The sequence below is a fragment of the Bradyrhizobium oligotrophicum genome (assembly GCF_051168495.1).
GTDB classification, from domain to species: Bacteria; Pseudomonadota; Alphaproteobacteria; order Rhizobiales; family Xanthobacteraceae; genus Bradyrhizobium; species Bradyrhizobium oligotrophicum_A.
The window spans coordinates 137,134-156,812 of record NZ_JBNPVB010000015.1 but is presented as its reverse complement, the minus strand read 5'-3'; the positions used below and the strand labels follow the sequence as shown (position 1 = coordinate 156,812).

11 protein-coding genes are annotated in these 19,679 nt (G+C 64.1%); 4 read left to right on the top strand and 7 right to left on the bottom strand.

Annotation, left to right across the window (positions count from 1 at the left end):
• Positions 1–2 precede the first annotated feature (2 nt).
• From ACQR1B_RS25915 to ACQR1B_RS25905, 3 genes are all read right to left on the bottom strand, one after another.
• Positions 3–2,309 (bottom strand): nitric oxide reductase activation protein NorD, encoded by a 2,307-nt coding sequence (locus ACQR1B_RS25915; RefSeq protein WP_434834930.1) that lies wholly within the window; start codon positions 2,307–2,309, stop codon positions 3–5.
• A complete protein-coding gene (locus ACQR1B_RS25910; RefSeq protein ID WP_434834795.1) occupies positions 2,306–3,106 on the bottom strand; it encodes a CbbQ/NirQ/NorQ/GpvN family protein in 801 nt (266 codons plus the stop codon). Before ACQR1B_RS25910 ends, ACQR1B_RS25915 begins: the two co-directional genes overlap by 4 nt.
• 611 nt (positions 3,107–3,717) lie before the next feature.
• Entirely contained in the window at positions 3,718–4,116 is a 399-nt protein-coding gene (locus tag ACQR1B_RS25905; RefSeq protein WP_434834796.1) for a hypothetical protein, read from the bottom strand.
• A gap of 118 nt (positions 4,117–4,234) precedes the next feature.
• Between ACQR1B_RS25905 and ACQR1B_RS25900 the strand changes: the two genes are divergently transcribed.
• Positions 4,235–4,456 carry a helix-turn-helix domain-containing protein gene (locus ACQR1B_RS25900; protein ID WP_316235148.1) on the top strand — a complete coding sequence of 74 codons (222 nt, stop codon included), beginning with the start codon at positions 4,235–4,237 and terminating at the stop codon, positions 4,454–4,456.
• Positions 4,457–4,648: 192 nt separating this feature from the next.
• Here the strand turns inward: ACQR1B_RS25900 and ACQR1B_RS25895 are convergent, their stop codons facing one another.
• The 4 genes from ACQR1B_RS25895 to ACQR1B_RS25880 form a co-directional block, all read right to left on the bottom strand.
• Positions 4,649–6,013, bottom strand: a complete 1,365-nt coding sequence (locus ACQR1B_RS25895; RefSeq protein ID WP_316235147.1) for a tyrosine-type recombinase/integrase — start codon at positions 6,011–6,013, stop codon at positions 4,649–4,651.
• A gap of 750 nt (positions 6,014–6,763) precedes the next feature.
• Entirely contained in the window at positions 6,764–7,411 is a 648-nt protein-coding gene (locus ACQR1B_RS25890) for a DUF4399 domain-containing protein (protein ID WP_434834797.1), read from the bottom strand.
• A 243-nt stretch (positions 7,412–7,654) separates the two neighbouring features.
• Positions 7,655–9,124 carry a formylglycine-generating enzyme family protein gene (locus ACQR1B_RS25885; protein WP_434834798.1) on the bottom strand — a complete coding sequence of 490 codons (1,470 nt, stop codon included), beginning with the start codon at positions 9,122–9,124 and terminating at the stop codon, positions 7,655–7,657.
• 34 nt (positions 9,125–9,158) lie between these two features.
• The gene (locus ACQR1B_RS25880) at positions 9,159–14,030 is read right to left on the bottom strand and encodes a helicase (RefSeq protein ID WP_434834799.1); all 4,872 of its coding nucleotides are present in this window, start codon (positions 14,028–14,030) and stop codon (positions 9,159–9,161) included.
• A gap of 864 nt (positions 14,031–14,894) precedes the next feature.
• On the opposite strand from ACQR1B_RS25880, the gene ACQR1B_RS25875 reads away from it, so the two are divergent.
• The 3 genes from ACQR1B_RS25875 (at position 14,895) to ACQR1B_RS25865 (ending at position 19,667) form a co-directional block, all read left to right on the top strand.
• On the top strand, positions 14,895–16,718 hold the full coding sequence (locus ACQR1B_RS25875; protein WP_434834800.1) for a hypothetical protein: 1,824 nt from the start codon (positions 14,895–14,897) through the stop codon (positions 16,716–16,718).
• Between the two features lie 76 nt (positions 16,719–16,794).
• Positions 16,795–19,143, top strand: a complete 2,349-nt coding sequence (gspD, locus tag ACQR1B_RS25870; RefSeq protein ID WP_434834801.1) for a type II secretion system secretin GspD — start codon at positions 16,795–16,797, stop codon at positions 19,141–19,143.
• Positions 19,144–19,307: 164 nt separating this feature from the next.
• Complete coding sequence (locus tag ACQR1B_RS25865) at positions 19,308–19,667, top strand: tetratricopeptide repeat protein (RefSeq protein WP_434834802.1); 360 nt, start codon at positions 19,308–19,310, stop codon at positions 19,665–19,667.
• The last annotated feature ends 12 nt before the right edge of the window (positions 19,668–19,679 follow it).

The following is a 19,679-nucleotide window of genomic DNA, read 5'->3' as shown; positions in this document are numbered from 1 at the left end:
TCTTAGCGTTGCGCCAGCCTGAAATAGAGCTCTGATAGCCGCGCCGGCAGATCCTCGACACGATGCACCAGCATGGCCTTGCTGCGTCCGAAGATGCGCGCCGCGGCATCGACGCCGGCGCGACCGAGCACGACGCCATAGGCGTCGATGCCTTGCGCATGCAGCCCGATCGCGGCGCGACGGGCGTCCTCGACGAGATCGATCGGATCGGCGACGTCGACATCGGACGGCTCGCCGTCGGTCAGCACGATCAGCAGCTTGCGGCTGGTCGAGGCCCTGTCGAGCACCGCGCCGGCATGGCGCAGCGCGGTGCCCAGGCGGGTGGACAGCCCCGAGTGCAGTCCGGCGAGCCGACCGCGGCAATCACGGTCGTAGGCCTCGTCGAATCCTTTGATGTTCGTCATCCGGACATCGTCGCGCCCGTCCGAGGCGAAGGCGAGAAGACCAAAGGCATCGCCAAGCTGGTCCATCGCCTCGGCGAGCAGCGCGACGGCGAGGCGTTCGACATCGAGTACGGTTGCGCGCGAGGCGAGCCGGTCGCGCGTGGACTCCGACGTGTCGATCAGCAGCAGCGCCGAGAGGTCGCGATGCAGCGCCTTGGTGGACCGGAACACGCGAGGGTCGGGCATTTCTCCGCTGCGCAAGGTGATGCCGGCGTCGAGCATGGCATCGAGATCGAGGTCGTGACCATCCCGCTGCCGCTTGAGCCTGACCTTGCGCCCGATACGGACACCGCGGACGAGCCGCGCCACGCGGCTGCGGAGTGCAGTCGCCTGGTCCAACTGGTCCTCGATGCGTCTGGCATCGCCGGCGATCGCAGCGACCTCGCGGACGGTGGTCCAGTCCGACCGCTCGATCGCGTCGACGCGATCCCATTCGGGATAGCGCGCGATGATCACGCCACGTGCATCCGGCGCGACCGGACGGGCGCGGCCGGTCTCGCCCGTCGTATCGTCTGCATCCTGTTCGCGCAACGCGCCGTCGCTGCTCTCCTGCCGCTCCGGCCTGACGGCGTCGATGAACAGCTCCAGCGTCTCCGCCGAGGGCAACGCCTCCCCGTCGAATTCCCACAGGCCGAGCCCGTCGTCGCGGTAGAGCGGCTCGACGACATAGGTCTTGGCGTTGAATTGCACCCGCATCTGGCCGAGATCGTTGCCGAGCAGCATGCCGATCTCGCGGCTGATCGTGGGATCGTCGAGGCGCGGCAGAGCCGCGGCGAATAATGCGCGTCCCTTGCTGACGAAGCCATCGTCGTCGACGTAGTTCGGATCGAACAGCGCCCGTGCCAGCCGCGCGAGCAGCATCGGCGCCGTCGCGACGGTGGTCGGGATCGCGACGTGATAGGGGCCCCAGAGCCGGCGAAGACCGGGCAGCGCGCGCATCGCCAGCGTCTCGATGCGGGCATCCTCGATCAGATTGACCAGCGCGATCTGCAGCGGCTTGAGCTGGCCGACGGGAAAGCGCGCGCGGCCGAGTACGAGATGCGCCTGTGCATGAACGGCAGCGGCGTGGAACAGTGCGCGGGCCGCATCGCCTTGCGTGCCGCGATAGATCTCCGGCAGGCGGATCAGCGGTCCCGCAATGGCAGAACGACGCTGCAGGGACTGGCCGCCGTCGACCGGCATGCTCCGCAATAGCGGTACCTTGCCAAAGAGCGCTATCAGAAACGCCTTCAGCTCAGTCTCGACGTCGCTGAACGTCACCGCGCCAGAGTCGCGCGCGATCAGGTGGCGCGCCAGCTCGTCCTGCAGCGAGAAGAAGGCGAGCCGCGTGCGGCGGTCACCGGCTGCTCGGCGCAGGCCGGCGGCGACGAAACCCTCGAATGCCGTGATCGTGCCGGGCCGCAGAATTTCGGCCATGTGGTTCGCGGCCGCGGCGATAGATTCCGGTGCCTGCCTGGCCAGCGTCTCCATTGCACGCCACCAGCGCGACAGCGCGGTGCCGGAGCCGAGCATGCGGCGCGCCGCGGGCAGCGCCTTCAGCGCACTTGCCGCAGCCGGCGCGCCGGCGTGACGGCAGATTTCGGCGCCGGCCTGCGCGGCACCGAGCAGCGGCGCGATCTCACCGGTGCTGTCGCTCGCGCTCGCGTCCCAATAGGCGATCAGGCAGGCCGGGCCCGCATTGACGTTGGCGAGATCGAGGACCGCACCGGCCCAGGCATCCATCTCGACCGTATCGAAGCCGCGTGATAACGTCTCCCACGCGGCCAGGAACAACGGCCGCAGTGTCTCGCGCTGGCGTATCCACAGGTGCAGCGTCCGTGTCGGCCCCTCGGGATCCGACACGAGTTGCAACGACACCGCGCTCACGGCAGGCAAGCCTCGATCGCATCGGTGAGGGCGGCACGGATGTCGGGATTGTCGGTGATCGGCAGCACGATGCCGGATTGCACGGCCTCCTTCAGCGGCAGTCCGGCGCGCACCATGCGTCCGGTGTGGATCAGCATCCGCGTCGAGGCACCTTCGTCGAGACCGTGGCCCTGCAGATGGCGCGAGCGCTCGGCGATGCTGACGAGCAGGCTGGCGAGGTCTGCGGCGGCTCCGCTCTCACGCGCAACGATCGCGCTCTCGGTCGCCGGCGGCGGGTAGCCGAAATCGATCGCGACGAAGCGCTGCTTGGTCGATTCCTTGAGGTCCTTGACCGCGCTCTGGTAGCCCGGGTTGTAGGAGATCGTCAGTTGGAAGTCGGAATGTGCAGCCACGATCTCGTTGTGCTTGTCGAGCGGCAGGATGCGGCGTGCGTCGGTCAGCGGGTGGATCACGACCGTGGTGTCCTGCCGCGCCTCGACGATCTCGTCGAGATAGCAGATCGCGCCGTGGCGCACGGCAAGCGTCAGGGGGCCATCATGCCAGACGGTCCCCGACGGCTCCAGCAGATAGCGGCCAGCGAGATCCGCCGCCGTCATGTCCTCATGCGCTGCGACCGTGATCAAGGGCTTTTCGAGCCGCCAAGCCATATGCTCAATGAAGCGTGTCTTGCCGCAGCCGGTCGGTCCCTTCAACATGACCGGCAGCCGTTCGTTGTACGCGGCCGTGAAGATCGCGATCTCCTGGCCTTGCGGCTGGTAGTAAGGTTCGGCGACGATTCGATAGCAGTCGAGGATCATGCGACGTCTCCGCTTCTCTTGCGGAGACCGGCCAAGCGCCACCGTTCTCCGCAAAGGAGATCTGGCGGCCATTGCCAAGTTAACACGCTGCGACCTCGGAGCGTGCAGGAAGGCAGCTATGCTGCAGCATGATTAGAGACGAAAACTGGGCGCCCGACAAGACAGAATCAGTTGCGGTTGCGGGCTTGTCCTTCCAGGATTCGGAGGACGTCCCCATGTCCAGCAGTACTTTTGGGCAAAACGAGGTCGTTCCACGCTCCGAGCGGCGATTGGGGGCGATCGGCATCAAAAGCTGCTCCCAGCGCGCGCTGTCGAGCTCGAACAACACTCTGGTCTCGACTGGTCCTTAGTGACTTAAGCGAGATCGTCACCCATGAGTGCCTTATGAAGAACTTCTCGACAGTCGCTGGAGGTGCCTATCTGGTGCCGTTTACCCCGGAAGATGCGGTTGTGTTCGGGGGATGCTCTCGAGAAGCCTTGCAGATCAACGAAACCATCTTTCCTCAAACGATCTCTTAGTTCATTGATTCTGTTGGCTTCCGCCGCTTCCCTAGGGAATGGGGCGTCAGGTCACCCGGTCAGATCGCCACTTCCGCCGAGGCCCGGTGTCGCTATCTCTCGGCCCTTCGTTCTCGGATCTGCAAAGGCGCGTTCGCAGCGTTACATATCGTTTCGACGAGCAGACGCACCGCCCGTCCTTCCCAGGTGGTCTGAGCGATCGGAGCTTCCCAATATTCCGACAGAACATGGGCCAAATGGCGCGCCTTCACACTCAAGCCCATCATAGTGTAGGCGGGTGTTTCCATGATCGCTCGCTCAATGGGATCCAGACGGGCAAGCACAACCTCGTCCTCTATTGTCAGGTACTCATCAGGCTGCGCCGGATCGCCAACATGACGGTCGAGTTCAGCTACCAGAGCTAGAAATTGGTTCTCAAGATCGAATAACGCAGCGTCAGGGTTTTGCGACGCCGCAACTTCCGGGCAACTGCCCTCGGCATGATCTGGCATTATTTACGCTCGGGTAAACGGAAACCGTCAAATATAAACGGTTAGCGTTTATATTCGCGGGTGTCAACGCTTTTCGTGGCTGTTAGACGGAAATCGTGTCCCATGAAATGGCGGTTGGATGACCCCCGATCAATCTCGGGCAGCTCGCGGACTGCTCGACTGGTCTCAGGCTGAATTGGCTACTCGATCCAATTTGAGCGAGAGCACTATTCGCGATTTCGAAAAGGGCCGCCGGATTCCTTCGATCAACAACTTGGCGGCCGTTAGACGCGCCTTGGAAGCTGCGGGCGTTCAATTCATCGACGGTGACCAGCCCGGAGTTCGATTGACGCGCCGATAGATAGCTCCGCGCGTGATGCTTCGCCTGAATATCCGCTGAGCGCCTCCTGCGAGACACGGCTTCTTCCAAGCGCCGCTCGCGCGTGCGGGTGTTCGATTTTTGATGCACATCGGCAACAAGCCCAGGGACTCGCATACCTCGCGAACGATCTCCGGTGGACTAATCAAAGACAGGCAGGGCTTTGAGATCCGCCTACACTCGATTGCAAAAACGTCCTCCATCGGCTCGCAGGCGTTGCGCGGTTGGCTTCACTCGGAAATGGGTGACGACCCGTCGGCTTGGCTCGTGACCGAGCCAATCTGCCAAAGGCCCTCCTTCTGCAAGCGACCTACCGATAGCGGAAAAGACCACCGTGCTAATTGCCTGCTGCTGGCTTCGCAGATGACCTTCAAGTAACTTATGTCTAGTGACGTATCCCGCGTTCACTCCTGGGATTGAATGATTCATCAGGAGCTTCGCGTCGAATTCAGAGACACCGGCAGCGGTGGCAATCGTTCGGAATGTTTGACGAAGGTCGTTGCCCCACTTTGATAGGACCTCTCGATCTTCCTTGGTTTCCGCCAAATGTCCCGCGGCGCTCTCGGCTGGAAACAACCATTCTCGCGCTTGAGAGGGATACATTTGCCGACCGAAACGAACTACTCGGATGAGGCTCAGGATCATTTCCCGAGAAAGAGGGATATCGAACGCTCTGTTGCTACCACCCTTAGGTTTTGGGATGTGCAACGTTCGCCGCCGAAAATCGATGTGACTGGGTTTGGCCTGCTGCAATGCTGCTGGCCTAGATCCACATAGCAACGTGAATAGATGGAACTCTCGCCGGACTGGGTTATCGAGGTTGGCAAGCTCCTGGAACCATCCTTTCAGATCGCTGGCGCCCATAGCAGTATTTCGGCGCCTTTCCTGATTCCAGTCGACAGCATCTGCCGGATTGTCACGCGGTAGCGATCGATTGGTCTTCCGGGCATGATTGTAAATGGCTCGCAGCGTCCGCATGCTGCCATTCGCTATGTAGGGGCCATTTTCCTTGGTAAGCCGATCGTGTTTTTCCGCGACACTAACCGGATCTTTCGCGAGATCGAGCAAAGGGGTGTCGAGCCATTCCGCAAAAAGGCGTTCGACGTGATCACGATAGCCATTTATCGTTTTCTCGCTGCGTCCTTTGCGGATCAGGTGGGCTTCTAGGTAACGTTGCCAAGCCTGCTTGAGGCTAACGGACGCTAGGGCAGCTTTCTGGTCTGTCCCAGCTTGTTCGGTATCTCCCCCTTGGCTCGCTTTGGGGTGCAGCCCCTTGCTGATCTGAGCAAGATGCTCCTTAGCGATCGCGCGCGCTGCTCGGGTCGTCAATTCGCGGGTATCTCCGATCGACACCCGGATGGATGACGCCCGCTTCTTTCCGAACCTAAGATCACCCTGGACGGTGAAGGTTCTTTTTCGCTTCCCTACAACGACAAAGAAGCCCTTCAATTCGGTGTCGCGAGCAAGATACCAGCCATCTTTCGGGGTAGGTAGTTGGGCGATAGCCTTGTCGCTCAGGAGAATGCGAATGTCGGTCATGAGAGTACGGGGGACTGCTAAAACGGTTTTCAAACGGTTTTGGCGACCCGAGACGTCTAACTGTTTGGGCTCGCCGGACCGAGAAGCTATGCGACAAGTCCGGATAACTAAAAGGTTTTCTTCGATGTCATCGTAGTGTGGCGCGATCTTGGAAACTGCAGCGAAGCCCCGATATTGAACTCTTAATCAGCGGGTCCTAGGTTCGAGCCCTAGTGCGCCCACCAAGCCCTCCAAGGATTTTGGCCAGATCGGCGGAGTCATTCCGACAAGCGGTCATTCCGACAAACCGGCTTTTTTGTTCGCCCCTCGCGTCGCTTTTTGTTGCCCGAGATCAGCCGTTTGCGCGTGCGCTTCGCATATGTCGGAAGTTGTCGCGCCGACCGTTGACGTCCTGCGGCGCGCAATTCAGCGCCGATGAGATCGCTGTCCGCACCCTCGGTAAAGCGGCCGGAACGAGGTGAACTGACCTTATTTCACGGAAAGCTGATATCGCTGGGGAAGAGAATGACACGGGCATCCAGCGGCTCCACCGGGGCAGGGACGACGGAGTTCATGATCTCGGTTCGTGCGAGAAGAGCACCTCGCCATTGCGGACAACGGCGATCGCCAAATGCACCGCGTGGGTACGTCCGGCCAGCGTCGTGGAGCCTCGTGTCGTGCGGCGTATCGATTCGCGCGAACGACGTCGAGCACTTGCCGCCACGACCGCGCATCGCGCGCCGCGCCCTGGGTGGCCGCGGCGCGGATGACTCAGCGCGGCGGCTTCGTGCCGGAGTCGCTCGTGCCTGACAGCAGGCCTTTGAGGAAGTCGACGGCGCCTGCCGATTTCGCCGGGTCCGGCAACGGCGCTTCCGCGGTCGATGTCTCGGCGGGGCGCGCGGCGCGGATGTGCTTCTTGCCGTGATGCGACTGTGCGGCGCTACGGTTCTTGCGATCTGCCCCTCCTTCGACGGTGATCGTAATCTTCTTCGACATCAGGGGCGGATCGAAGTTGAAGTGCATGCCATCGCCCATCACCAGCTGAAGCGTGTGCTTGCCCGGAGGCAACTCGATGAGAGCCTCGGTCTCGCCGCCGCCATAGTGAAGATGCTGCCGGTCCTGCGGGATGGGTTCGCCGGGGCTGATCTGTTCATTGCTGTCGATCAGCAGATGATGGTGGCCAGTATTGGAAAAGTTGTCGCCGGCATGGGTTACGCCCATGTTGCGCAGCCCGAAGCGACACCAGAACAGGCTTTTCACGGTGTCTCCGTCGGTCGGATAGATGAAGTAGACGTAGGCGTCCTTAGGCGCGCTCCTGCTCTGCGCCCTCGCGTGATACGGGGCTAGCGTGAGCGATACAGCGAGAGCGAGGCATGCGAGGGATGAGATGAGCGCAACTGGGAGTCCTCGGCAGGTCATCGATCCGGATTGCTCCGCGGACCGCGCAGATGTCTTGCTACTCACAACGCTCTACTCACAAAACTGGAAAATAACGGGCCCGAACGGGCAGACTATCAATCGAACCAAGAGCGGCGAAATTGAGGTTCCCCTCACGCTCGCTAGGCCATTCGGATCAGAATTTTTATAAAATGCTCGATCGAAACAGCGCCGTGCCGGCCACCTCAACGCAGCTCATCGCGGGAGACAGCTCCGGCACGGGACTCAAAGCGAGAGCGCCACGCGGAAGCCGTGAGTCGGGTAGCGGATACGTCCATCATAACGATCGCGGCTCCCGCTCCGCGCATAGCTCGCATCCTTTTTCCAGGAGCCGGAACGGATGACGCGGATGAAGCTCTGCTCGTCGAACCATGCCGAACCGTCTGACGGCGCGCCCCGATAGGTCTTGTGCCAGCTGTCGGCGACCCATTGGTCGACGCTGCCGCCCATGTCGAACAGACCAAACGGATTGGCGGGAAAATGTCCGACCTTCATCAGCTGCGGCGGCGCGCCGGCCTCGTTGCAGCCATAGCAGTTGACCATTCCGGCGCGCATCTGATCACCCCACCAGTATTTGGTGCTGGCTCCCGCGCGCGCCGCGTATTCCCATTCCGCCTCGGTCGGAAGCCGGAACGGCTTGCCGACGGTCCGCGAGAGCCAGGCGAGATAATCCTTGGCATCCTCGTAGCTGACGTTGGAGACGGGATTGTCGTCCGGACCGCTGGTGACATCGGCGCATGCCTTGTCGGCGACGCATTCCCGCCATTCGCCGATCGTGACTGGGTATTTGCCGAGCGCAAACGGCTTGATGGTGACACGATGGACCGGAAGCTCGGCGGCTTCCATGCCGCCCATCGCAAAGCTTCCGCCGGGGATCATGACGACGTCAGGCAGGCGAGTCCGCGATGCTTCCGAATCTTGCGTCGTCGGCGGCGCGGGCACCGCTTCCGCGGCGGCAACGCCCGGGAGTTTTCCGGCCGGCGCTTCATCGGCTGCGGGGGTGGACGCGACATCCTGCAACGTCGCCGGGGCGGCCGCGTTGGCGACCGCCTGCAGCATCGCCGCGCGCTGCGGAGGTTCTGCAGTTGCGAGGTCTGGCGAAGCGACTGGCGCGTCGGCTGTTTGCGGCGGTCCCGGCGGGGACTGGGTCGGCTGGCGCGTGAGCAGGAGCCAGCTGCCTGCGGTGGCGAGCAGCAGAAGCACGAGACCAGCGGCGATGCCGGTTCTGACCAGGGGACGGCGCTCGGCGCTGGCCGCAGCGTCACGCAGCCGCGCCGCCAGCTTGGTCTGCCCGTGCGCCTGCCACATCACCGCAAGGCTGCGCGCCTCCTGCGGCGTAAGCCGAGCGGTCGAAACGCCGGGGATGTTGCAGACCACCCGGCCGGCTTCGCCGCGCACGGGCGCGGTGGCCTCGACCTCGGCCCGGTCGCAGCGCTCGGCGAGCGATTGCTTGAGAGCGCCGCACATCATCATAAGCAGCCCATCGCGCTTGCTGCGCCGCGCCTGAATTTCGGGGCATGCAATCTGCTCGGCAAGATCTCGAAAGCTAGGGGCGCGCAGCGCGCTCAGCGCCACATGCACCACGCGGCCGCATTGATCGCAAGGCACCGGATAGCTCACGGCAGCCAGTGTCCGCTCCTGCCCGCCTGGGGCAGGGGCGGGCGACGGCCTGAGGACGTTGATCCCGATCCTCATGCGCGGATCGCCATGCCTCGCCGCCGCGTCCGGTTCATTGTTCCCAGGCGCTGAATGCGTCCTTGAACGCGCGATCACCGTCTGCTCCCTTCTCGATCGCAAGAACGGCGCGGCTGCCGCCGTTGTAGATGATCGGGATATCGATCCATTCCTTGCCTTTCAGCAGCAAGACGTTCCGCTTCGCGTCCACCTCGCCCGACGAGAGCGCGATCATGAAGAATTCCGGCGTTACCTTGGCCGTGAGCGTCGCGAGCGCGGCGCCGCGGCCCGCTTCCTTCGTCTTCATGCTGACGCCTTTCAGCGTGTCGACGCCGACATGACCTGGCTCGTCCGGCCAGTTGAACTTCAACTCCATGATATGGCTGGCGGGCATGTCGTTCTCGATGTTCGGCCGCAGCGACAGCGTCGCCTTCATCCGCTTGTCGATCTCGATGTCGCCCTTGATGGAAGTGGGCACGCTGCCGACGGCCGGCTCGACGCGCCAGGTCACCTTGCCGATATAGCGCTTGCCGAGCGGATCCTGTGGATCCTCCTGATACAGCACGGCGTGCGACTGAAAGGTTTCGGGCACGCCGGCATTCTCGCGGCTCGCCATGCCCGTCGTCATCCGCTCCGCGCTGACCTTGCGCGGCTCGGTGCTCCCGGTCACTGCCGCGCTCGGCGGTGCTGCAGTCCAGGACGCTAACTGGCTCGAGATGGAGCCCCAGGAGGATGCGATGCGGCTCGATGCCGGCTGCCAGTAGATCGACCCGCCGGCCAGCGTCACCGCGACGACCGCGGCCGCGGCCGCGGCGATGGCGCGGCTGTGGAACGTGCGCCGCGCCGGCGCGCCGGCATCAAGCGGGCGCCGGCGCTGCGCGTAGGCGATGATCCCATGGAGTCGCGCCGGGTCGGTCTTGACGGGCGCCGTCGTCTCCGTTGTTGGCGTCGCGCCGGCTGCAACGGGAATTGTCGCAACGTGATCGGAAGCCGCCGCGGTCTCCGCGTCTCGATCATCGATGGCTTGCGGCCCGAGCGATGCATGGGTTTCTCGGCGTGTCTGGGCCGCCTCTGCCCGGCTGCGCAGCCAGGGCGGTGGCGACGCCTCTGTCGGCGAGGGCGGATCGGTGTGCCGCTCCTGACGCGCGAACGACAGGCTCTCGGCGACGCTGGCGATCTCATCCTCCAGTGCGGCCGAGAGCCGATCTTCCGACGCATCTGCAGAGACCGCCGCAACATCCGCTTCCATCGTCGGAGCTTGCAGCGGCGCGAAGAGTTGCGATGGGCTGGCCATTGACGTCGCGAGCGGATCGACCCGGCGGGCGTGTTCGCGCAGCCGGATCACCCGGTTCGGAAACAGCCGTTCGAGCAGATCGCACAGTTTTGCGTTCGCAGGCATCAGCTGACGCAGCGAGAGCGGCATGCCGCCGAGACCGGCAGGCGCGCCTCCGACGTCGTCGCGAGCCGGAGCGTCGGTCTCCTGTTCCACAGGGGCATCTGCGACGGCGAGAACCTTCCGCGCTCTGAGCAGGACGGTGAGGTCGCGCAAGTCTGATTGCGATGCGTCATCGACCACAACGAGATCGAACGCGCCGAGACGCGCGGGCAATTGCTCGGCGACGCGCCAGGAGGGCAGCAGGTGACAGGGAATGCCGACATGGCACGTTACGAGTGTTTCGCGCGCGACCTGGCGCATTCGGCCGGCATTTGGTCCGGAACAGGTCGTCCCCAGTTTACGCAGCGTGGTCAGGAAAACATCGAAGCTCTGGCGGACAGCGCCCCCGGTGTTCTGCGCCAGATCGAGCTGTATCCGTGCGACGACCACCTGCTCGAACAGCTCGCGCAGACGCGTCTCCAGGACCGCGCGCTGGCCGGACAGATCATGCAAGCGCTTATGCTGACCGACAGTTTCGGTCTGCCGCATCAGCACGGCCCAATTCCAGGCCATCGTCCAATCGGCGACCAGCACCGGATCGCCGTCCTCCCGGCGGGCCGGCTCGGTTCTGATCCGCCGGGCGAGCGCTCCTGCACCGGCCTCAGTCACCGACTCGCAGACCTCGCGAATGAGTTCGAGGTCCTGGCGCCGATCATTCAGCCTCTGCAGCCAGGCACGCATGGCGGTCCAGCGCGTCTCGATCTCGCGCGGGTCGACGTCGGCGCGGCCGAGCTGCGACAGGATGTCGGCCTGGACCCGCGCATTGATCGACCCGCTGCCACGAAACAGCTCGGTCAGCCTCGTGAGCGCGTTGCGCTGCTGCGCGGCGTGAGCCACGGCGTTCCTGATCGCGGATGCGAGCGTGGCCAGCCTCGATGCGTCACCAGTCAGGCCAACCATCGCATCGCCTGACATCGACAGCTTTGCAGCGGCGGCGCGGATGTTGCGCTTCGCCAGCTCCGCCATCACGATCGCAACTTCAACCTGCTTGACGACGCGCTCGTGAATGTGAAGCGTATTGGACGACTCTTGATCCGGCGTGGGCGCGCCGATCTCGTGCGCCAGCGACCGCCATCGCACGTCGAGCGAGTGCAGGTGGCGCCGCCATGTCAGATAGTCGCGAACATGGGCCCAATCGGCCGCGCCCTTGGGCCGGAAGCCGGACACCTTGATCTCGTCGAGCGTCTGCTTCAGCGCGCGCCCGGATAGCGAGAACGTCGCAGCGGCACTTTGTCCAGCCGCGAGCCGTTCGACGACCGCCAGCAATGGGTCGCTGGCAAATGCATCGGTGGGCGTCTCCACCGGCCGCACCAGGAAGCCGCTTCGTCGTGTCAACAGCGATGACGCATCGCGCGCGAAATCAACAAGGATCGTGCTGGTCGGGGGGATGTCGGCCTGAGCGCCGACCGGCGACAACGCGGCGAGCCATGGTTCGCTGGCGACCATCCGATGCGCCGCCGCGAACGCATCGAGATCATCAGCGAACCTCTCCGCGCCGTTCGGCTCCAGTGCATTGATGACGTGGTGCGCCAGATCGCCATCGTCGCAGTCAACTGACATCGACGCGGCAACGGGCTGCAGATCCCGATGCAGACGCGCCAGCATCGCGGTGTCCGGCAGCGCTGAGATGTCCGGCAACTGATCGTCGACATGGGCGAGGTCATCGCCAAGCCGCAGCCGGGCCGCCCGAGCCTGTTCGACGGCTGCGACGAGCAGGTTGTTCTCGCCGAGGTAGCCAAGAGGCCGATCCGTGAACCATGCATGGGCTAGGCGGTCGGAGACCAGCGTTGCCAGGTCTTCGAATGACGGGGCGTTCGTCCCGGAGCGCAGGACCGTGCGGCTTGCAATGTCGGCGATTCCGTCATCGATACGGCTGATCGCGTGACTGGTCGAGATGATGCTCCGCTCGAGCTGATTGACCTGTTCGGCCTGATCGTGCAGGTTCGTCGCATTGATGATCGACTGCAGCCGGCCGATGACGCTCTCGGCGCGCTTCAGAACATCGGCGTCGGAGCCGGTCAGATCGAGGGTCAGATCGCGGATCGGCCGGGGCAGCGCGTTCGCGAGCAGCGACAGCGCCATGTCGTGAGGTGAAACGATCAGCACGCGCAGGCCAAGCGCGAGATGATGACAGACCACGTTGGCGATCGCGGACCTCCGGTCCGGCCCGCTTGCGCCCCGGACGATGACCCCGTCCGACCGGCGAAGCTGGCGTACGATCTCCATCTCGTCGGAGGTGGTCGGGAGCGGAAAGAACAGGTCTCCCCGATCGGTCGCGACCTGCGTCTCCGGCGCGATATCGATCCGCTCGCCGATCACACCGGACAGCCGCGGCCGCGGGCCGGCATGGCTGTCGTGATCGGGACCGCTGAGCAGGACCTGCGCGATGCGGCCGAGGCAGCACTCGGCGCCGGGCGTATAGTCGATCACCTGTTTCAGGCGTTCGATGTCGCGCAGCAGCAGCACGTCCGAGCGCGGGCGCGTAAACAGCACCCAGCGGTCGGAGACGACCAGTTGCTCGCTTTCCTCAGGGAGCACGAGCGCCGAATCGGGAAGCGTCGGACAATAGATTCCCTTCGGATCTAGCTGCGAGCCGATGGCACTGAGGATCGGCTCGAAGGTGGCGGGTTGGAAGGGCGAAAGCTCTGCGCCGCGCTCCAGCATCTGCTTGGCCGCATGCGCAGCGAGCCTGGTGGCCGACGAGAACGGCTCGAATGGCTTCAGATTTGCTGTCGCGGCCGCAAGCCGCGGCCTGATCCTGATCTCTGAGTCGGCACCGTCCAGAACCTCGACCGTGACCAGCCGCTCGAGCAGGGGAAGCTCTAGCTCATGCCCATGGCGGCGCCAACGCGTGACGCCGACGCCCCACACGATCTCGCAGCCACGCTGCCCGCTCGCGGCATCGTCGGTGCAAGCCATCCCGCGCAAGGCGTGGTAGATCGCGATCGTGCGGCGGCGGGGCCGCTCGAACCCCGCCCAGGTAGCCCACGGGCCGCGGAGATAGTGCTCCAGGCGTTGGACGAGGTCGGCGCGATGCTCGAGGCGCAGCCGCACGCGCCAAAGTCCGGCGCCAACCTCCTGGCCGGCCGCTGGAGAGCAGTCCTCGGCGCTGGCGTGCCCGTCTGCGATGAGCCGCTCTCTTTCCGCCGCTTGTACGGTGGTCGTCACGCGCTGCCGGACCAAGGGACGGCGGTCCGGATCGGAGGACACGTCGATCCAACTGACGAGATCGTCAGCGATGGCGGGCGGCTCGGTTGCGGCGAGGCATTCGATCGACAGCCACACTGGGCCGTTTGCATCGAATGTGTTGAAGGTGACGCCGGGCAGCCCCTCGAGCTCGTGCTGATGAATGACGTGGCGCTGTCCAGGCACGAGCGAACGGTCTGGTAGGCGTTCGACCGTCGATGCGTTGTGCGCGACTGTCTCGGCGAGATGAGCGAGAAGCGTCTGCAACGGTCCGGACGTCGTCTCCATCCGATGGATTGCGTTCATGACGCGCCTCCAATCATGGTCGCTGTAGAGCGAAGCAATCGGTTCATTCACAGGTCCTGTTCTCGAACTCGTTTTGCTTTGCTGCATTGCAGTCGCGATCATCAAACATGGACTAACGACGTCTCGTCATTTGTACGAATACTGTGAGAGGCAGTCAGGGCAGACTAACTGATCAGCAATAGGAGCAGGCAATGCGGCGTAATGATGGGAGGATCATCTCGTGCCGTCCTGATCAGTTGGTCGAACCAACTGATTTGTAATCATTCCAAGGAATTCGGCGAACGCAGGACGAGCGCGCTTTAGAATATCTTTAAACAACCCGCACGCTGCTCCTCATGAGGTGCCTTGATCCTCTGCGGCAGGTATTTTCTTCCGCGCTCGCGTTGCTAATCCAACTTATAATGCGTCATCTCGCCGCAATCTATCTGTTGCCAGCGGCACGCTTTGTCTTTTGATTTCAAGGTCAGTCTCCGCGCTGCGCCATCGCCCGACCGCAATGTTTATCGAAGTGCGGCCGCGGAGGAAAAAGTGTGGCGCCGGCCGGTGCGTAGCTGCGCAACGGCGCGAGTGCAACCTTCGCGGACTAGCTCTTGTCTGTTCGCGCGTGGTGCATGAAGCTCGGAACAATCAATAGTCCGTTGAGCGACTTAGCATCGTCCTGACGCGCGACACAGTCATCGCTCGACTGCAGCGCCGCCACCGTCCTACTCATCGCGTCAAACTGCTGACACGCGAGCATCGCTCGCGAGCCCAAGTATCGACATCGCACGCTTCTAGCGCGAATGGGTCGCGGTTGCGCACGAGCGGTTCGGTGGCGCGGGCAGGGGGAATCGTCCGCGCGTCAGTCATGGGGAGGTCCGACTAATGGTCTTGAAAAGCTGCAATGCCAAACGCACCGGCACCGCGGTGTCTCCACGTGCGGCTCTGAGGAATTGTCACGGAGCTCGTGCAGCGCGCGGCCGCGGAATGATTGTTTCATCCTGGCTTGCGGCGGTATCGACATTGGCGCTCGGCACGGTCGCTGCGAGAGCCGGTGATGAGCCCCATGCGCGATCCGCCGAGGGAGCAGCGGTCAAGGCCCTGATGGCGAAGCTCGATGCCATGGAACAGCGGATCAATACGCTCCAGGTCGAGCTCAAGGATGCCAAAGCGAAGAAGACGAGTGTCGGCCAGTCCGCTTCGCTCGCGTCGCGGCGTCCCGCCGATTCTGTCGCGCTGACAGGTGCCAAGGATGCGCATGGAAGTCCGAAGGTGTCGGACATGGCGCAGGCCGCCTCGAAAGCGGGTATCAACCCCGTGCCGGTCACAGGCCCGAGGGACGCCAGGACGGCGTCTGCATCAGCCGAGGAGGCGGCGTCACCGTCTCCGGTCTCCCGAATGGCGGCAGCGTTCGCCGATTCCGATCCGAAGCCGAAGTTCCTGCCCGCGGCAGATCTCAAGGCGCCGCCGTCCGCGCCAGGAAAGGATTTGTTCGGCGCGGCGCCGTCGCCGGTGCCGGGCATGCGGATCGGCATGTATGGAGAAATCAAGCTGGGCTCGATGCAGAACCCGGCCGCGAACGGGCAATGGCAGAACGGCTTCGACATGGCCCGCCTGGTGCTGCTGCCGACCTATCAGGTCAATGACTACATTACCTTCAATGCCGAGCTGGAATGGGAGCATGGCGGCACGGCGTTCGACAACGACGACAAGCTGCATGGCGCGATCGAGGTCGAGCAGGCCTTCTTCGACATCAAGTTCAACGATCACTTCACCCTGCGGTCGCCGGGTATCGATCTGATCCCGATTTCGTTCATCAATCTGTATCATGAGCCGACCCTGTTCTACAGCGTGCGCCGTCCCGAGCTCGCCAACGGCCTGATCCCGACGACCTGGTACGCGCCGTCGGCCGGATTCTACGGCAAGATCGTCGACGGCCTGAACTACCAGTTCCAGGTCAGCCAGAGCGCCGAGGATTTCGGCGACGATTTCGCCCATCGTGGCGACAACGGCCATATCGTTTCGGGGGGCTACGAGGCGGGCATCAGCGGCTCGGAGGCGCTCGGGCTGTCCAAGGCACCGATCGGCGATTACCGCCAGCTGAGCAACCAGCTCGCCTATACGTTCCGCCTCAGCTACGCGCCGTCGTTCCTTCCCGGGTTCGCCGGCAGCTCGGCGATCTACTATTCGCCGAATGTGACGCCGCGCGGCGCCTATGCCACGGAGGAGGAGGGCACCGAGACGCTGCTAGGCAAGAACGCGATGACGATCTTCAATACCGAAGCCCGCTATCGCGTCCCGAACACCGGTCTGGAGTTCCGCGGCGAATATGCCTACGTGCATTTCTCCAATCCGGAGAACCTGCGCGCCAACAACGATCTCGACGACACGAACAATGTCGGCAAGAGCATGTGGGGTTATTCGGGCGAGATCGCCTATCACTTCCGGGCGCCCAACGACTACGACATCGTGCCGTTCTATCGCTATACGCGGCAGAACTTCCAGACCTCCGGCATGCTCGGCGCCGATCTCAGAAACGGCCTCAACAACGTCACGGGCAGCGGCGACATGACGTTCCACGACGTGGGTGTCGCCATCTTCCCGAATCCGAGCCTGGTCTACAAGCTTAACTACACCAAGGTCATCGACCACAGCGCGACCGGAGCGATGTCGGACCGGGTGCTCGCCGGCGTCGGCTGGCTCTGGTAGGGCGCTGACGATCACCCGGGACGGCGTCGAGGCCGAGCCGTCCCGGCGACAACCGACAAAGGACTCGGCACATCGGGTGGGCGGGCGCGTGTGGAATATCGTTGAGTTTGGGCGCGATGGGCTGCGGGTCCGCATGCTCGTGATGCCGGTCGTCATGTCGTTGGGCTTGTCGCTGGCCTTGGCCGGCTGCAATCCCGCAACCCTCGGCACGGACAGCCGGGACGACGTCATGGACAAGGTGGGACGGCTCGATCTCTCACCGCGCTATCCCCGGCAGGTCATGCCAGAGCAGTCACCGGCCGCCCGGCGTGCACGCGCCGAGATCTATGGCGGCAACGACGACGTCCGGGGTGCGCGCGCGGAAGCGCCGGCCGCGGGCGCCATCCCGGTCGAGCAGGTCGCGGCGCATTCGCAAGCGGTCGGCAACGGGTTCGAGTTGAACTTCGAGAATACGCCGATCGCCACGGTGGCGAAGGTGGTGCTGGGCGACATCCTTGGCGCGGGCTATTCGATCGACCCGCGCATCCAAGGGACCGTCAGCCTGTCTTCTGTGCGCCCGGTCGCGAAGACCGATATGGCCTACGTGCTGGAAAATGCGCTCCGTCTGTCCGGAACGGCGCTGGTCCGCGACGGCGCGGGCTACCGGCTGATTCCGCTCGGCGAGGCGATGGGCGCAGGCACCGTCGACGCGGCCGGCGCCTCGACCGAGGCCGGCTACGGCATCACGGCGCTGCCGCTGCAATATGTGTCGGCGCCAACCCTCTTGAAGCTGCTCGACAGCTTCGCGCTCAAGCCGGGCATGGTGCGCGCCGATCCCGGCCGCAACGTGCTGCTCATCCAGGGGACGGGCGCCGAGCGCCGCACCGCGGCCGAGGCTGCGCTCAGCTTCGATGCAGATTGGATGCGCGGCCAGTCGGTCGGCATCTTTCCGATCGCCAACGGCAATCCGGAGCCGATCGTCGCCGAGCTGGAGAAGATCATGGACACCGGCGACAGCGGGCTCGGCCAGAACATGGTCAAGTTCCAGACCGTCAGCCGGATGAACGCGATCATGGTGATCAGTCGCAAGCCGGCCTTGCTGAAGACCGCGGAGACGTGGATCAAGCGGCTGGATGCCGGCAATACGCTTCGCAACAGCGTGCACGTCTATCGCGTGAAGTACGGCGAAGCGCGGCAGATGGCGCGCGTGCTGAACGACATGTTCATCGGGAGCGCCGGCAGCGCTGCCGATGCGTCGTCGACCGACATCGCGCCGGGCTCGGGATCGACGTCGAGCTCGAGCAGCGAGCGGCTGTCGGCCGCGGGCACCACGGCGCAATCGGGCTTCTCGGCGCAGCAGCAGGGCGGCAACGGACTGGTGGCCACGCGCGGCTTCGGCGGGACGCCGCCGCCTGTGCCGGCTGATGCGGTCGCGGAGTCGCGCACGTCTGCCTCGGGCGGCAAGCCGCTGATGGACGGCGTGCGGATCACGCCTGATATCGTCAACAACACGCTGCTGATCTACGCCGACCGCGAGAACTACCGCATCATCGAAGCCACCTTGCGGCAATGCGATCGGCCGCAGCTGCAGGTCGCGATCGACGCGACCATCGCCGAGGTCACGCTCAACGACAATCTGAACTACGGCGTGCAGGCCTTTCTCACCAGCAAGAATCTCGGCCTGCGGCCCGACCAGGGCTCGCTGCTGAACACCACCTCGACGTCGGCCCCGGCCACTGTCGCCTCAGCCGCTGGAACGATCACCAACGCGTTTCTCAATCGCGCATTCCCGGGGTTCAATTTCCTGATCGGCTCGGAATCGCAGCCGAGCGCGATCCTGAGCGCGTTGCATACGGTGACCGACGTCAAGGTGCTGTCGAACCCATCGCTCGTGGTGATCGACAATCAGGCGGCGACGTTGCAGGTGGGTGATCAGGTGCCGGTCTCGACCGGAAGCGCCACCGTGCTGACGACCAACAACACGGTGGTGAACACGATCGATTACCGCAACACCGGAATCATCCTGCGCGTCGCGCCGCGGGTCAACGAGAACGGCAATGTGCGGCTGGAGATCGAGCAGGAGATCAGCAACGTCTCGCCGCAGACCGCCAACAGCCTGACGCCCACCGTGGCGCAGCGCAAGGTCAAGAGCTCGGTTGCGGTGGCAAGCGGCCAGACGGTGCTGCTCGCCGGCCTGATCAGCGAGACCCGCCAGGGCAGCCGGAGCGGCGTGCCGGGCATCGACCAGATCCCAGGTCTGGGCGAGCTGTTCAGCAACACCGATCGGACCCGGGGCCGCACCGAGCTGATCATCTTCATTCGTCCGCAAATCATCCGCGACGGCACCGATGCCCACTACGTGGCCGAAGAGCTCCGCTCGAAACTGCGCGGCACGATCCGGCCGGTGTCGACGAGCGCGCTCCAGACCTCGCGGAGCACGCGATGAGGTGGCGCGCGCTCCTGTCGGCCGGTTTTGTCGCCTTGGCGCTCGGCTGTGGCGCCGCCGAGGCCCGGCCTCGCGGCGATGGCTGGGCAGCGTTTGCGCGAGGCGATTATGTCCGGGCCGCTGTCTTGTTGGCGCCCCTGGCGCATCGGGGACATCCGCGCGCCATGACCGCGCTCGGCTACATGTACGACAATGGCTTCGGCGTCCCGCAGTCTTACGATGCCGCGGCCGAGCTCTACATCGAAGCCGCCGAGCGCGGCGAGCCGGCGGCACAGCATCTGCTTGGGCTCAGCTACGACAAGGGCCACGGCGTCGAGCAGGATCTCGTGCTGGCCTACAAATGGCTGAACCTCGCCGCGGCTGCGGCTCCGCCGCGCCTGCGCGAGCCGTATTCACGGATACGAAGTGCAGTCGCTTCAAAAATGTCGCACGAGCAGATCGTCGAAGGGCAGCAGCTTTCACTCGAGTGGCAGCGCGCCCATCTTGGCGGACACCATATGGCAGCCGCCGTGCCGGGTTTGTAGTTGTTCTAAGTC